The organism is Stenotrophomonas sp. Sm10 (genome assembly GCF_030985515.1).
Taxonomy (GTDB): Bacteria; Pseudomonadota; Gammaproteobacteria; order Xanthomonadales; family Xanthomonadaceae; genus Stenotrophomonas; species Stenotrophomonas hibiscicola.
The window spans coordinates 1-15,029 of the sequence record NZ_JAPTFO010000013.1; the positions used below are offsets into that span (position 1 = coordinate 1).

15 protein-coding genes are annotated in these 15,029 nt (G+C 66.9%); 14 read left to right on the top strand and 1 reads right to left on the bottom strand.

All coding sequences use genetic code 11. The features are described from left to right. Nucleotides 1-546 precede the first annotated feature (546 nt). The 13 genes from O0J15_RS05800 to O0J15_RS05860 all read left to right on the top strand — a co-directional run bounded on the left by O0J15_RS05800 (nucleotide 547) and on the right by O0J15_RS05860 (nucleotide 13,070). Nucleotides 547-960, top strand: a complete 414-nt coding sequence (locus O0J15_RS05800; protein WP_053500761.1) for a YciI family protein — start codon at nucleotides 547-549, stop codon at nucleotides 958-960. Nucleotides 961-1,027: 67 nt separating this feature from the next. Then, nucleotides 1,028-1,450 carry a VOC family protein gene (locus tag O0J15_RS05805; protein ID WP_134731123.1) on the top strand — a complete coding sequence of 141 codons (423 nt, stop codon included), beginning with the start codon at nucleotides 1,028-1,030 and terminating at the stop codon, nucleotides 1,448-1,450. 40 nt (nucleotides 1,451-1,490) lie between these two features. After that, nucleotides 1,491-1,901, top strand: coding sequence for a VOC family protein (locus tag O0J15_RS05810; protein ID WP_191863867.1), 411 nt, complete (start codon nucleotides 1,491-1,493; stop codon nucleotides 1,899-1,901). A gap of 24 nt (nucleotides 1,902-1,925) precedes the next feature. Further along, nucleotides 1,926-2,282 (top strand): DUF1428 domain-containing protein, encoded by a 357-nt coding sequence (locus tag O0J15_RS05815; RefSeq protein WP_019660895.1) that lies wholly within the window; start codon nucleotides 1,926-1,928, stop codon nucleotides 2,280-2,282. A 45-nt stretch (nucleotides 2,283-2,327) separates the two neighbouring features. Continuing rightward, a complete protein-coding gene (locus O0J15_RS05820; RefSeq protein ID WP_308305297.1) occupies nucleotides 2,328-3,590 on the top strand; it encodes a sigma-70 family RNA polymerase sigma factor in 1,263 nt (420 codons plus the stop codon). Nucleotides 3,591-3,696: 106 nt separating this feature from the next. Next, nucleotides 3,697-4,893, top strand: coding sequence for a hypothetical protein (locus O0J15_RS05825; protein WP_308305298.1), 1,197 nt, complete (start codon nucleotides 3,697-3,699; stop codon nucleotides 4,891-4,893). Further along, nucleotides 4,884-5,984: a hypothetical protein gene (locus O0J15_RS05830; protein ID WP_308305299.1), complete on the top strand. Its 1,101-nt coding sequence runs from the start codon at nucleotides 4,884-4,886 to the stop codon at nucleotides 5,982-5,984. The genes O0J15_RS05825 and O0J15_RS05830 overlap by 10 nt, the downstream gene beginning before the upstream one ends. 98 nt (nucleotides 5,985-6,082) lie before the next feature. Then, nucleotides 6,083-6,760: a hypothetical protein gene (locus O0J15_RS05835; protein ID WP_021202156.1), complete on the top strand. Its 678-nt coding sequence runs from the start codon at nucleotides 6,083-6,085 to the stop codon at nucleotides 6,758-6,760. Between the two features lie 16 nt (nucleotides 6,761-6,776). Beyond that, nucleotides 6,777-8,423, top strand: a complete 1,647-nt coding sequence (locus O0J15_RS05840) for a CsgG/HfaB family protein (protein ID WP_308305300.1) — start codon at nucleotides 6,777-6,779, stop codon at nucleotides 8,421-8,423. Between the two features lie 433 nt (nucleotides 8,424-8,856). Further along, a complete protein-coding gene (locus tag O0J15_RS05845) occupies nucleotides 8,857-10,506 on the top strand; it encodes a M28 family metallopeptidase (RefSeq protein ID WP_308305301.1) in 1,650 nt (549 codons plus the stop codon). Nucleotides 10,507-10,670: 164 nt separating this feature from the next. Continuing rightward, nucleotides 10,671-11,930, top strand: coding sequence for a sensor histidine kinase (locus tag O0J15_RS05850; RefSeq protein WP_021204365.1), 1,260 nt, complete (start codon nucleotides 10,671-10,673; stop codon nucleotides 11,928-11,930). After that, nucleotides 11,920-12,690, top strand: a complete 771-nt coding sequence (locus O0J15_RS05855; RefSeq protein WP_021204366.1) for a LytTR family DNA-binding domain-containing protein — start codon at nucleotides 11,920-11,922, stop codon at nucleotides 12,688-12,690. The genes O0J15_RS05850 and O0J15_RS05855 overlap by 11 nt, the downstream gene beginning before the upstream one ends. 35 nt (nucleotides 12,691-12,725) lie before the next feature. After that, the gene (locus tag O0J15_RS05860) at nucleotides 12,726-13,070 is read left to right on the top strand and encodes a hypothetical protein (RefSeq protein ID WP_031270794.1); all 345 of its coding nucleotides are present in this window, start codon (nucleotides 12,726-12,728) and stop codon (nucleotides 13,068-13,070) included. Nucleotides 13,071-13,109: 39 nt separating this feature from the next. Here O0J15_RS05860 and O0J15_RS05865 read toward each other — a convergent pair whose 3' ends face one another. Beyond that, nucleotides 13,110-13,724, bottom strand: a complete 615-nt coding sequence (locus O0J15_RS05865; protein ID WP_021204368.1) for a hypothetical protein — start codon at nucleotides 13,722-13,724, stop codon at nucleotides 13,110-13,112. A gap of 309 nt (nucleotides 13,725-14,033) precedes the next feature. Here O0J15_RS05865 and O0J15_RS05870 point away from each other — a divergent pair, with 309 nt between their 5' ends. After that, the gene (locus tag O0J15_RS05870; protein WP_111102073.1) at nucleotides 14,034-14,963 is read left to right on the top strand and encodes an oxygenase MpaB family protein; all 930 of its coding nucleotides are present in this window, start codon (nucleotides 14,034-14,036) and stop codon (nucleotides 14,961-14,963) included. The last annotated feature ends 66 nt before the right edge of the window (nucleotides 14,964-15,029 follow it).

Genomic DNA, 15,029 nt, shown 5'->3' on the forward strand with positions numbered 1-15,029 from the left:
GCCCCAGACAGATTCCGGTTGCCGATCCACCACGGGAAATCACAAGCAAGAGCAAAAGCGGGTCGCTTCGCTCGCAAAGCCGCGGCCGCCAGCCAACCGCCGTTGCTGTTGCCTTTGCTTCTGCCTTTTCTCTTGATCTTCCCGTGGTGTGCGACGGTGACAGGAAACTGTCAAAGGCCGGGTGGGTAGGCGGGGCGGTGGTGCCCGCGGCATGGGCCCGAGGCAAGCCTCGGGCGGGTTGGGCACGATGCCCAACCCCGGTCTTGCCGTGTGCGCAGGACAGCGCACACGAGCAAGCCGCGGTCAAGCCCCCAGGGACGGGTTTACGGCGTCCCCCGACCCGTCTACCCACCCGGCAAAGCCCATGAACCCAGCTTTCAGCGACCAACCCAACCCACCACGGAGGGGCTCCGCCGTTCGCCGACTCCCGCCGAAGGCGCGCCTTCCACGGAAGAAAAAATTTCCAACAGACGTGTCGATTCCCAGCCCCCTGGTTCGTTGTACCCAGTGAAGGGCACGCATCACGCGTCCCCACGGGAGACTGCAATGAAAGTGATGGTGATCGTGAAGGCCAACGCCGACTCCGAAGCCGGCCGCATGCCCAGCGAACAGGAACTGTCCGAAATGGGCGCCTTCAACGAACAGCTCGTGGCCGCCGGCATCATGCTGGCCGGTGAAGGCCTGCACGCCACCCAGCGCGGCCGTCGCATTCATTTCGGCGGCGGGGCACCCAAGGTCGAGGCCGGTCCGTTCGGTCCTGCCAGCGAACAGATCGCCGGCTTCTGGTTGTGGGAGGTGCGGTCGCTGGACGAGGCCGTTGAATGGGCCAGCCGTGCGCCGTTCGGCGAGGGAGGCACGCTGGAACTGCGTCCCCTGATCTCCGCAGAAGACTTCGGTGAAGCCTTCACCCCCGAATTACAGCAGCAGGAACAGCGTCTGCGTGCACAGCTGGAAGGTTGACCCGATTCATCTCCCTGCCGGGCAGGACCCGGCACTACTGCCCTGAACCGCACAACGGAGTATTGCCATGAAACTGATTCCCTTCCTCGGCTTCAGCGGCCAGGCCCACGATGCGATGGCGTTCTACGCCAAGGCACTCGGTGCCCAGGTCACCTCGGAAATGAAGTACCGCGACATGCCGCCCTCCGATGGGTCGCCCGGCTGCAACGAGATGCCGCCGGAAACCCTCGACCACGTTGCGCACAGCCAGCTGGAGATCGGCAACGCCATCCTGATGGCCGCCGATGGCCCCGGCGGTGGCGAGGGTGGCTCGACCACCATCAATGTCGATGTCGACAGCATCGAGGAAGCCGAGCGCGTGTTCGCGGCGCTGGCCGAAGGTGGCCAGGTGCAGATGCCGATCGCCGAAACGTTCTGGGCGCACCGCTGGGGCATGCTGATTGATCGCTACGGCAAGCCGTGGATGGTCAATTGCATGAAGCAGCCCTGATCCCTCCCTCTTTCCTCTTCATCCACAAGGAGCGTTACCAATGAGTGCACCACAACCGCAGATGATCTTCGTCAACCTGCCCGTGCAGGATCTGGAGAAGTCCAAGGCGTTCTTCACCGCGCTGGGCTACAGCTTCAATCCAACCTATACCAATGACGATGCGGCTGGCATGGTCATCAGCGAGAGCATCTACGTGATGCTGCTGACCCAACCTTTTTTCCAGCAGTTCACCAACAAGCCGATTGCCGATGCGCACACCCACACGGAAGTGATCAATGCGCTCTCGGCGCCCAGTCGCGAGGCCGTTGATGTGCTGGTGGACAAGGCACTGGCCGCCGGCGCCAGCGAGCCGCAGCCGGCGCGCGACCTGGGCTTCATGTACCAGCGTGCCTTCCAGGACCTGGATGGCCATCTCTGGGAAATCGCACACATGGACGGCGAGCCGGGCTGACGGCCGCCGCAAGGGAGAACCCTCATGGCTTACGTGGATGCTTACGTGCTGCCGTGCCCGCAGGACAAGGTGGCGGCCTACCGCCGCCTTGCCCGCAAGGCCGGCGCGGTGTGGAAGGACCATGGCGCGCTGCAGTACATGGAGTGCGTGGCCGACGACGTGGAACCGGGCAAAAGCACGTCATTCCCGCGCGCGGTGAAAGCCAGGCCCGGTGAAACGGTGATCGTCGCCTTCGTGGTGTTCCGCTCGCGTGCGGCACGCGACCGCATCAACGCCAGGGTGATGGCCGACCCGCGGCTGGCGTCGCTGGGCCCGAAGGACATGCCGTTCGATACCAAGCGCATGTTCTGGGGCGGCTTCAAGCCCATCGTCGAAGCGTGAGCCATGGCGCTTGTGCGGGCCGGGCGTGCGTGCTGTGATCGGCGCATGCTCGATCCCGCACTGACGCAGCGTCTGGAAACCCTCTGGCGGATGGAGTCGCCGGTGTTGATCGCGCGCCTGGCGCGGCTGCTCGGCGGTGATGTCGGCCGTGCCGAGGAGCTGGCCCAGGACACCTGGCTGGCCGCGCTGGAGCGCTGGCCGGAACAGGGCATCCCGGACAACCCCGGAGCCTGGCTGATGACCACCGCGCGCAACCGCGCCATCGATGTGCTGCGCCAGCACCAGCGCGTGGCGCAGCAGCATGCGCAATGGGGTGAGGAACTGCATCCGGCACCCCTGCCAGCGCCGGATGACAGCCAGGCGCTGGAGGATGACCTGGGTGACGATCTGCTGCGGCTGATGTTCGTGGCCTGCCATCCGGTGCTGCCGGCCGATGCGCGGGTGGCACTGACCCTGCGCCTGCTCGGTGGCCTGACCACGACCGAGATCGCCCGCGCCTTCCTGCAGCCCGAGCCGACCATCGCCCAACGCATCGTGCGCGCCAAACGCACCCTGGCGCAGAAGCAGGTGCCCTATGAAGTGCCGCGCGCGGAGGCGATGCCCGAGCGGCTGGCTTCAGTGCTGGAGGCGATCTACCTGGTCTTCAACGAAGGCTATGCGGCCAGTGCCGGTGACGACTGGATGCGTCCGGCGCTGTGCGACGAGGCACTGCGACTCGCGCGCATTCTGGCGCACCGGCTGCCGGTGCCGCCGGTGCTGGGCCTGCTGGCGCTGATGGAGCTGCAGGCCTCGCGTGCCGCAGCACGGACCGATGCGCAGGGCGTGCCGGTGCTGCTGGACCAACAGAACCGCGCGCGCTGGGACTGGCTGCAGATTGAACGCGGGCAGCAGGTGCTGGCGCGCGCGCTGGCCGCCGGTGGCGGTGACGATCCCTATGTGCTGCAGGCGCGCATCGCAGCGTGCCATGCGGCGGCGCGGCGCGCCGACGCTACCGACTGGCCGCGTATCGCCGCGCTCTATGCACAGCTGCTGCAGGTGCAACCTTCGCCGGTGGTGGCATTGAACCGGGTGGTGGCGGTACTGCGCAGCGAGGGCGCGTTCGCTGCATGGGTACAACTGCAGCCGCTGCTGGTTGATGCGCGCCTGCGCGACTACGCGCCGCTGCAGGTGGTTCGTGGCGAGCTGTTGCAGGCACTGGGGCGTGAGCAGGATGCGCGTGACGCTTTTGGCGAGGCAGCTCGGCTCAGCCAGAACCGGGCCGAGCGCGGATTGCTGCGGCAACGGGCGGGCCTGCCCCGCACAGACTGAGCCGACAAGGACAGCACTTGTCGCCGCGCGCCTGAGCGGCTATGTTTCGCGCCCAGCGGACGCATCAGCGTCCGCATTCCGTGCGTATTGACCGAGGAGCGGTTGGATGTATTCAAGGACGAAGAGCGCATCGCGCGCTTTTGCGCGCCTGCTTGCCTGTGCCCTGTGCCTGGCCGTGTGGCCGATGGCCACGCAGGCGGCAGACAAATCACAGCAGGCCTATTGGGCAGGCTTCGCCTATACCGCTGACGCCGCCGCCGTGCAGGCGACCACGCCACATGCGCATGCGGTGCTGGAACGGCGTGGCCTGGTCCCGCTGAACCAGGCGCTGGCACAGTCGCTCAAGCGCCGCGCCCCAGCCCACCTGCAGCTGATCGACCAGCCGGTGGCGATGCTCGACGGCACCACCAGCGCGACCGTGCTGGCCGCGGCACTGGACCGCGAACTGGTCTCGGTCGAGCCGATCGGTGACCAGTACAAGGTGCTGGTGGAAGTGGCGCTGCAGGCGCTGTTCTTCGACTTCCGCGAGCGCCAGGTGATCGCGTCCTATCCGCTGACCCTGCAGCGCATCGACGTGCAGGACTACCGCCCGGACAACGACGATATCGACGCGATCGTCGCCGATCTGCTGTACGGCAGCGCCGATACCAGCCTGTCGCAGGTGCTGGCCGCCAGTCTCGCCCAGGCCAAGCTGCCCGATGCCGCCGTGCGTCGCCTGCAGGTCGGTGGCGTAACCCTGTCCGACGCGGTCCGCGCCAAGCTGCCCGACCCGAAGTGGGAAACCCCGCTGCGCGCCACGCTGGCCCATGAACTGTCCAAGACGCTGTCGTCCAATACCGGCATCGGCCTGCTGCCGCCGGCCTCGGGCCAGGCGATCGGTGGTGCGATGGCCGCCCGCTTTGCCGACGGCAAGGTCTACCAGCTGAAGATCCCCGAGCCGGACTACGTCATCAACCTGCAGGTGGATGCGTTGAAGAACGGCGTGATCGAAGAAACCGCGGCGATGAAGACGATGCTGTTCGGCGCGTTCTTCACCGCCAAGGTGACCGAGCCGTTCTCCGGCAAGGTCTATTTCGAACAGCCGCTGCGCAAGGGGGCCACCAAGGTTGTGCCGGTCACGCAGTGGCAGGTCGACCAGTGGTCGGCCAGCTACGAAACCCTGCTGGCGGGCCTCGATGCCTTCGCCGGCGCCGCCGCCAAGCGCGCCGATTCGCGTGGCTGGCTGGACGAACAGAAGCCGGGCGGCCGCCCGTTGCAGCAGCAGACCCAAGCCCTCCAGGAGTTGATCAAGTCATGTCGTTGATGCGTACCATCCTGCTCATCCTCATCGCGCTGGTGGTGGCCTCGCCGGTCGCTGCGCAGACCGCCAGTTCGCGCGGTACTGGTTCGGCCAGCTACGGCCTGCGCCTGAGTGCCGACACCCGTGCCCAGGCCCTGAACAAGGCCAAGGTCAATGCACTGGAGGCGTACATCGCCGAAACCGGTGCGGCCAAGCTGCGCCTGTTCGAAGCGCGCCGCGCCGAGTTCATCGGCGAGATCGACCGCTACGTGCTCAGTGCCGTGCAGCTGTCGGACACCGAAGACAAGAAGGCCAAGACCTACACCGTCACCGTCCGCGCCGAGATCAACACCACCCTGCTGCAGACCAAGCTGGATGCAGGTTCGGCCGTGGCCGGTGCCACCGCCGCGCAGCGCTCGCTGCTGACCTTCCTGTTCATGGCGCGCTCGCAGGACACCGTGCAGTCGTTCCAGGACAAGGAATACCGCCGCGTCGACGCCAGCAGCAGCTACAGCGAGAACACCCGTGAGGGCGACAGCTTCCGCGGCAACTCGGCCAGCACCAACGGCAGCATCAACCAGAATGGTTCGGTGTCGATCACCAGCGGCGGAAGCACCACCGCACGCGCCGACAACATCACCTGGAAGGTGGCCAACGCCGCCGAAGTGAACACCGCGATGACCGGTGCCTTCAGCGCCGCCGGCTACGAAGTGGTTGAAGCCGAATACGTGGAGGGCGAGTCGCGCGGCCTGCTCAGCATCGAGCGCATCCGCAAGGACTTCAGCACCGGCAACGACCTGGCCCCGGCCACCCTGCGCGATACCGCCAACGGCATCCGTGCGGCCAACATTCCGTACATCGCCGTCGGCACCCTCGACATAGGCATGCGCGACCGCGATCCGGCCAGTGGCAACACCCGCGTGTTCGTCACGGTCACCGGCAAGGTGCTGGACGTGACCGGTCGCTTCCCGCGCACCGTGTCGTCGGTGGGCCCGGTGCAGTTCTCTGGCACCGGCCCGAATGAAACCGTGGCCCGTACCAACGCGCTGCAGCTGGCTGCCGAAAAGGCCGCCCAGCAGATGATCAACGAACTGAACGTCAAGGCGGTCCGCTGATCCGCCGCCCCGGTGGGTGCCGAGCCCGCTCGGCATCGGCCTGGCGTTACCGATTCCCACGTGCCGCTTGGCGGCCGTCTCTCCCAAAGGACACTCATATGATCCGCAATACTGCTCTTGTCGTGGCCATCGCTGCCGCCACCCTGTCGATGCCGGCCCACGCTGGCCTGGGCAAGCTGAAGGACCTGGCCGGTGCCGCCACCGGCACCTCCAGCAGCAGCGCTTCCAGCGCCGCCGCCCCGGACGAAGCCGCGCAGGAAGCGCTGGTGCGTCGTTTCGTCAGCTCGCAGTCGCACTCGCTGCAGGCCCAGACCTCGTTTGCCCGTGCCTTCGGCCTGGCCGAGCAGGTGCAGCTGCTGGAAGCCGAGCGCCAGGCGCTGTCGTCGGGTTCGGTAAGCGTCGATGCGATGAAGAAGTCGGTGTCGGTCAGCGAAGCGGCGCAGGCTGCGATCAACGAGCGCCAGGCCGCGCAGCCGGAACTGAACGCTGAATCCAAGCAGCACTACGCCGAAGGCCTGGTCTCGCTGCTGGCGTCGGCCGCCGAAGCACAGAAGCTCGGTGGCGAGGCCAGCAACTTCACCGCCGGCATGAAGAACCTGGGCGCGACCCAGCTGGCGACCGTCGGCCGCAAGCTGGCCGCCGGTGCATGGGTGGCCAAGGAATCGCCGGGCTTCATCCAGGGCCTGTACGGCTCGACCAAGTCGGCCGTGACCTTCGCCAGGAAGAGCAAGGTGAAGGTGCCGTCCAACGCCGATTCGATGCTCGACACGCTCTGATCCGAGGCGAATCTTCATGCGTATGACCTACCGTTTGATCGGCCTGGGCCTGGTTGCCGCGCTGCTTGCAGCCTGTGGCGAGCAGGACGCCCCGGCTGCCGCGCCCGCCAAGGAAAAGGCAACCAGTGCACTGGCCAGCAATGCGCCAGTGGAAGCGGCGCCCCTGCGTGGCACGCCGGATTTCGGCGGCACCACCCAGGTCGCGCGCGAGGCCGACGGCATCGGCAGCACCCCGGAACTGGCGGTGCTGGCGGCGTTGCAGTCGGCGGTGGCGCAGGTCAACGGCGTACGCGTGGCCAGCCAGATGCAGGGCCTGCGTGCAGGCCTGCATGTGGATGTGGATGACGAACACGTCGGCGACATCCGCGCCGACGCGTTCACCCAGCAGATGATCGCCGGCTCGAAGGGCGCGGTGCTGGGCTATGAAATCCTGTCGCAGGACGAAGTGCGGCAGCTGGACGAGGAGACCATCGCCCGTGTGCGCGCCAGCGACGAAGGCTGGAGCTTCAAGGGCTCGGCGTCGGCCAGTGCGTCCGGCGAAGCCTCGGCCAAGAGCGGTTCGGCTTCGGCCAGTGTCAAGCAGAGCTACGACGAGAAGGTCAACGTCGATGCCAAGCGTGGCGCCAGCTCGTTCGATTCCGACGTGACCCACCGCAGCATGCGCAGCTACTGGAAGGTACGCGTACGTGCCCAGATCGCCCAGTACCGCGCACCGGACGAGCAGGGCAAGCCGAAGATCGTGGTCGCGCTGCCGCGTACCAAGGCCGGCAGCTATGCCGTGGGCGATGGCCGCGTGAGCGCCGATGAAGTGGCCGACGCGATCCGCGCACGCCTGTCCGACACGCTGACCCAGACCCAGCGCTTCATCGTGCTGGACCGTGAGTTCGGCGACGAACTGCAGGCCGAGATCGACCACATCAACAGCGGCAACGTACGTTTGCAGGACACTGCCCGTGTCGGCCAGCAGCTGGCGACCGACCTGATCCTGATCCCGACCATCGAACGCTTCGAGTACCCGCGCAGCGTGCGCAACCTGCGCATGTCCGACCGCCAGGTGACCTCGTACTCCGGTGGCGGCCGCATCACCCTGCGCCTGGTCAACGCCACCACCGGCCAGGTGGTGATGTCCGACAGCTTCGACCACCAGCTGGCCTCGACCGGCCCCAGCACCCTGCCGCGTGTGGTCAACGGCCGCAACATGGCCGCGGCGATGATGGAATCGCTGTCCGGCCAGATCGGCACCAGCATCGTCACCACGCTGTTCCCGGTATCGGTGGTGTCGGTGGACGGTGACCAGGTGGTGCTGAGTCAGGGCGGTGACACCGTGCAGGCCGGCCAGCGCTGGCAGGCCGTGCGCCTGGGCGAAGAACTGAAGGACCCGCAGACCGGCCGCTCGCTGGGCCGCAGCGAACACCCGTGCTGCACCATCCGCATCGACCGCGTCGCTGCACAGACCTCATACGGCACCATCGAAGACGGCGTCGACGCGATGCGCGGCGGTTTCCGTCCGGGCCAGATCGAACTGCGCCAGAAGCTGGGCAGCAAGCCGGCGGCCGCCGCCGCAGGAGCGACTGCCTCGGCCGCTCCCGCAGCTGCCGCACGCCCGGCCGCCAAGCCGAAGCCCAAGCCCGCTGCCGCGCCGGCCGAAGATCCGAACTGGTAACAGGCTCAAGCAACACATAGATGGGGTCAGAGCCCTTTCCCGCAGGGAAAGGAACCTGACCCCTTCGTGTTTCCGTCCGTGTCGACCAAGGTCGACACCTACCAACAGCGGCGTGTCGATCAAGGTCGACACCCACCAACAGCGGTGTGTCGACCAAGGTCGACTTCCACCAACAGCAGCGGGAACCTGTCGAAGGCGGGGTGGGTCCGGTTGCGGGGGCGTGAGCCGCATGGATGCGGCGACCGAGCTTACATGGATGTACTTGCAGCGTCCCCCGCAACCGGACCCACCCCGCCATCCCACGGAATGCCGCTGTTGCTTTGGCTTTGGCTTTGGCTGTTGCTGTTGCTGTTGCCCTGGCTTCGGCGGGTGCAGGGCGCAGCCCTGCCGAATCCCATTACACTCCAGAGAGATTTCCCTGCTGGAGAGAGCAATGAAGCGAGTAGCACTGGGCGTGCTGGCCCTGTCAGTGTCGAGCGCACTGATGGCCGCCACCCCGAAATTCGACGGCGCGCGGATCTCCGCCGACGTCAAGGAACTGGCCTCCGACGCCTACGAAGGCCGCTCCCCGGCCACCGCCGGCGAAGAAAAGACCATCGCCTTCCTCAGCAAGCAGTTCGCCGATGCCGGCCTGCAGCCGGGCGGTGACCTCAAGGATGGCAAGCGCCTGTGGACCCAGGCCGTTCCGCTGCGCAAGGGCGACATCGTCGGCGCACCGCAGCTGGCGCTGCACCAGGGCGGCAAGACCGTTGCGCTGGAGCAGGGCAAGCAGATCGCCGTGCGCGCCGCCATGAACGGCGCCAGCAACGTCGATATCAGCAAGGCGCCGCTGGTGTTCCTCGGCTACGGCGTGAAGGCCCCGGAGCGCAACTGGGACGACTTCAAGGGCGTGGACCTGAAGGGCAAGATCGCCGTCGTGCTGATCAACGATCCGGACTTCGAGACCGGCCAGGGCGACTTCGACGGCAAGGGCATGACCTACTACGGCCGTTGGACCTACAAGTACGAAGAAGGTGCCCGCCAGGGCGCGCTGGGCGTGCTGATCGTGCACGAGACCGCACCGGCGTCGTACGGCTGGGCCACCGTGGCCGGCTCCAACACCAACACCATGTTCGATGTGGTGCGCGACAACCCGGCGGAAAGCCACCCGCTGCTGGAAGGCTGGATCCAGCGCGACCTTGCCGTGGAGCTGTTCCGCTCGGCCGGGCAGGACTTCGAAGCGCTGAAGAAGAAGGCGCAGCAGCGCGACTTCACCCCGGTGCCGCTGACCGGCGCCAGTCTGGACGCGAAGTACGCGGTGAAGACCGAAGTGATCACCTCGCACAACGTGGCCGCACGCCTGGAAGGCAGCCGCCACCCGGACGAGACCATCGTCTACAGCGCGCACTGGGACCACATCGGCGTGGGCGAGCCGGACGCGCGCGGTGATCGCATCTTCAACGGTGCGCTGGACAATGCCAGCGGTACTGCCTCGCTGATCGAGCTGGCCCGTGGTTTCGCCAAGGCCAAGCGCCCGGAGAGGTCAGTGCTGTTCCTGGCAGTCACCGCCGAGGAAAAGGGCCTGCTGGGTTCGGAGTACTACGCCACCCATCCGCTGTACCCGCTGGAAAAGACCGTGGCGGTGATCAACATGGATGGCATGGCGCCGTTCGGTCCGTCGCGCGATTTCGGCATCTACGGCGCCGCGCGCTTCGAGCTGCTGGACCAGCTGAAGGACGTGGCCAAGGGCTGGGATATCCGCTACACGCCGGACCCGAAGCCGGAAGCGGGCCTGTTCTTCCGCTCCGATCACTTCCCGTTCGCCAAGCGTGGCGTGCCGGCACTGTCGTGGTCGGCCGGCCAGGACTGGGTGGACGGTGGCGTGGCTGCGGGCAAGAAGGCCTCGGAAGACTACACCGCCAAGCGCTACCACCAGCAGGGCGACGAATGGCAGCCGGACTGGGTGTTCGCCGGTGCCGCCCGCGACCTGGAAGTGCTGTACACGCTGGGCAACCAGCTGGCCAACTCCCGTGCCTGGCCGAACTGGAGCAAGGACGAGTCGTTCCGCGCCGTACGCGACGCCAGCGCCGACCAGCGCAAATAAGGGAATGCGGGGCGCGCTGCCCCGCCAGCCCTGGTAGCGCCGGGCCATGCCCGGCGTTGCACTGAAGGCTTCCATCCCCGCTTTCCCGCCCTTCGTCGCAGCCCGCTTGCTTGCCCGGCGGGCCGCCCTATGCTCGGCTCACCCCCTTCCTCCAAGGCGCCGCCGTGTTCGCCAGCCTTTCTCTCCTGTTACGTCATCTGCTGGCCTGGGCTGCGGCGCTGTTCGTCGCAGGCATGGTCTGGAGCGGCATCTTCAGTGGCATGAACGATGGCCCGGGCTGGATTTTCGGCCTGCTGGCGATGTTCCTGATCATTTCCGCGCTGGGCAGTGCCATCACCCATATCCGCCGGGTCTGGCTGGTGGCCGGTCGCCTGGATGCCACCACCTTGTCCGGGCGCCAGCGCCGCCAGATCGAACTGCCGATGGACGCCGGCCACGCGTTCTCGGTAGTGGAAGCGGCGATCGCCGAACTTCCCCGCGTGGAGGATGTGGAAAGCTCGGCCGGCAGCCTGCAGGTGCGCGCCTATGTTCGCCGCGTGGATCTCTGGAATGGGCGTCAGCCCTCGCGCTGGAACCTGCCGGCGCGGCTGGCGATCAAGCGCAACAGCGTGCTGGCCACGGTCACGCCGGGGCAGGGCACCAGCACCGTCACCCTACTGTTTGAACCGGATGCGGGCTGGTGGGCCGACCTGCTGGCGCTGGACGAGGGCAGCAACTTCGAGAACGCCGAAGCGGTCACCCGTGCGATCAGCCGCCGCGTGGCCGACCAGCGTCGCGATGAGCAGGCCGCCGCCGAACAGACCCAGGTGGAAAAGGAACTGTCGGTGGCGCGCTTGAATCTGCTGCACGCGCAGGTGGAACCGCACTTCCTGTACAACACGCTGGCCAACGCGCAGGTGCTGACCCGCACCGACCCGGCGCGTGCCGAACAGATGCTCGGCCACCTGATCCAGTACCTGCGCAGCTCGTTGCCGCAGGTGGACGAATCGGTGTCCACGCTGGGCGTGGAGCTGGAGCGCACCCGCGCCTACCTGGAGATTCTGCGTATCCGCATGGGCGCGCGGCTGGCGGTGGAAGTGCAGGTACCCAACGAACTGCATGGCGTGCACCTGCCGGCGATGGCGTTGCAGACACTGGTGGAAAACGCGATCAAGCACGGCCTGGAACCCAAGCCCGGCGGTGGCACGATCTGGATCCTCGCGCGTGGTTTCGATGACCACGTGACCGTGACCGTCGCCGACGACGGGCTCGGCTTCGGGCAGGGCACCAGCGGTACCGGCATCGGCCTGAAGAACCTGCGCGAGCGCCTGCGCCTGACCTGCGGTGAGCAGGCCGGTGTGGCGATCGTGGCCAATTTCCCCAGCGGCGTGGCCGCGACCATGACCCTGCCGCAGTCGCACAAGGAGCGCAGCCATGCCGCTTGAGGCACTGATCGCTGAAGACGAAGAACTGCTGCGGCAGTCGCTGGTGGAGCAACTTCGCCGGCTGTGGCCGGACCTGAAGCTGGTGGCCGAGTGCGAGGACGGCGCCAGCGCGCTGGAGCAGCTGGCCGAGAAGCAGCCGGACATCGCTTTCCTCGATATCCGCATGCCCGGTATCAGCGGCATCGAGGTCGCGCGCTCGCTGTCCGAGCTGAGTCCGCGCACCCAGGTGGTGTTCGTTACTGCCTACGACCAGTACGCCATCGATGCATTCGAGCAGGGCGCGATGGATTACCTGCTCAAGCCGGTAAGCGACGAGCGCCTGCTTGCCACCCGCGAACGCATCCTGTCGCGGCTGCCATCGACGCGGCAGGACGATGCCGTGCTGGAGCGCCTGCTGCAGCGGTTGGGCCCATCGCAGGGCACTGCAGAGCGACCGCCGCTGGCCTGGATCACCGCCAGCAACGGCCGCGAGACGCAGCTGATCATGCTGGAGGAGGTGGCCTACTTCCGCGCCGACAACAAGTACACCACCGTGGTCACTGCCGCCGGCGAGAGCCTGCTGCGCACGCCGTTGCGCGAACTGCTGGAAGTGCTCGACCCGCAGCATTTCCGCCAGATCCACCGCTCGACCATCGTCAACATGAAGGCCGTGGCGGCGGTCAGCCGCGACGATACCGGGCGGGGCGTGCTGCGCCTGCGTGGCCGAACGGAAACGCTGGTGGTCAGCCAACCGTTCATGAGCCTGTTCCGCGGCATGTAGCCGCAGCCGCATCCCCCCTGCACCGAGGAATGAACATGTCCCGTCTGCTGATTGCGTGCGTTGCCGTGCTGGCACTGGCCGGCTGCGAAAAATCCCGCAACACCTCGATCACCCGCACCCATGCCAACGGCGTGGACACGCTGTACAGCAAGAGTACGGTGGTCGACGGCGAGGCGCGCTTTCAGTGCATTGCCAGCAGCAGTGGCCACTGCCATTACCTGGTGCTGGACCCAGCGTGCAGCACCGATGCCGCGTGCACCACGCCGCCGCTGCGTCGGTTTGCGGTTGCGGCAGGCAAGACCGAGGCCATGCGTGGCCTGCCCGACGGCTTCCGCCAGTGCGTCAGCCAGGACCCGATAGAACACTGCCACCGCGAGTGACCACGGTGGCAGTGTGGATCCCCCCGCTTCGCTGAAGGGTCAGTAGGCAGGCTGCAGCGTCAGCTCGTGATGGTGTTCGGTTTCGCCGACGTGGTTCAGGCGTCCGACCAGCTCCGAGTGCTGCTTCATCCGCCCGATCTCGGTCATGATGCGGATGTCCTCGTGGCGCAGTTCGCGCTTGGTGGTGACCGCCTGCTTGTAGTCCAGCACTTCCGGGTAGTGCTCGGCCAGGTCCAGTGCCTCGGCCACGTGCTCCACGCTGTCGGCCTTGGAACTGATGCGGGCGCGGCTGTTGAAGGCCTTCATCCAGCGCTCGAAGCCGGCCTGCTGATCGAACATGTTGGCCATGAACCAGATCACGAACAGGATCGAGACCCATGAGCCGAACACGATCACCACGCGGGTGAAGGTGATATGGAAGTCATCGCGCCACAGGTAGTTGGCGATCAGGCCCAGGATCAGCAGAGAGGCTGCCTGCCAGCCGATGATCGATGCGATCAGCCACTGGCACTTGGCCTGGGCCAGCACCGCCACTTCATCGCGGATCTGCTGCTCGCTGAGGTTGCGCCAGTGCGCCACCTGTTTGTCGAACGGGCTGCTGTAGAGCTCGTTGTCGCGAAGCAGAATTCCCAAACCCTTGAACAAGGCAATCATGGCTGGCTCCTTGTGGAACGTGCGTCGATCAGCATTGGACGGTGTGGCGGGTCCAGTTCTAGCACTTCCAGCGGGCGGTGCAACGGGGGCAATGCCAAGCGACGCAAGGGTTTGCCCGGCGGGGGTGAAAATTGATGCATTGCATCATCGCGGTCACAGCCTGCGACAGGATGTCGCAGGGTGAAACGTGCTGCGGCCGCACATGAAACGGTCGCTGAGCGTGGAGGCTCGCCGCCTGCGCCGTGATCGCAGAGAATCGGGGCCGACCGCGCAAGATGCGACCGTTCTTCCGACTTTCCTGGACCCGTGATGCCGGCTTTGCTGCAGCGACTCTACCGCCCCGTCACCGCGCCGATCCGGCGCTGGGTACTGGACGCCTTCCCGCGCGGCCAGAGTGGCATCGACTACGACCATCCGCAGGGCGACCCGGGTTGGTTCGGCCCGGACAGCGTCACCTGGCGGCTGCACGCCGAATTTCCCTCGATGCTCGCCGGTGGCCTGTGCGCGCTGATGCTGCAGACACTGCACCCACGCGCGCTGGCCGGGGTCTACGACCACTCCAATTTCCGCCAGGACCTGGTGGGACGCCTGCGCCGCACCACCGCCTTCGTTGCCGGCACCAGCTACGCGCCCACTGGCGAAGTGGAGGCGCTGGTGGCCAAGGTGCGCCGTATTCATGCACGGATCCGCGGCCAGACCGCGCAGGGCGAGCCCTACGCCGCCGACGATCCGCAGTTGCTGACCTGGGTGCACGTGACCGAAGCCTTCGGGTTCCTGCAGGGTTTCCGCCGCTATGGGCGCGAGCTGCCGGGGGACATCGCCGACCGCTACTACGATGAGTACCGCCGTGTGGCCGAGGCGCTGGGTGCAGTGGATGTGCCGTGCAGCGAAGCGGAAGTGGCGGCGTACTTCTGCGCGCGGCAACCGGAGCTGCGTGTGGACGAGCGCTCGCGTGAAGTGCTGGAGGTGCTGTCCGGCGTGCGCCTGCCGGTACCGGTGCCGGGGCTGTCGCGCGAGGTGTTCCTGGGTGCAGGCGCGGCGCTGCTGCCGGACTGGGCCGAGGGCATGCTCGAGCGCAGTGGACGCCAGCGTGCGCAGGCGGCAGCTTCAGCGAAGTTGATGCAGGGCATGGCGCCGCTGTTCCGCCGCGCGCTGCCCGATGGCCTGGCCAGCCGCGCCTGCGCGCGCATGGGCGTGCCGGTGGAGATCCTGCGCGAGTGGCCTGCGGTTGCCTGGTAGGTGCCAACCTTGGTTGGCACGCCTTTCACGCGGTGCCGCGGAAGCGCCAACCAAGGTTGGCATCTA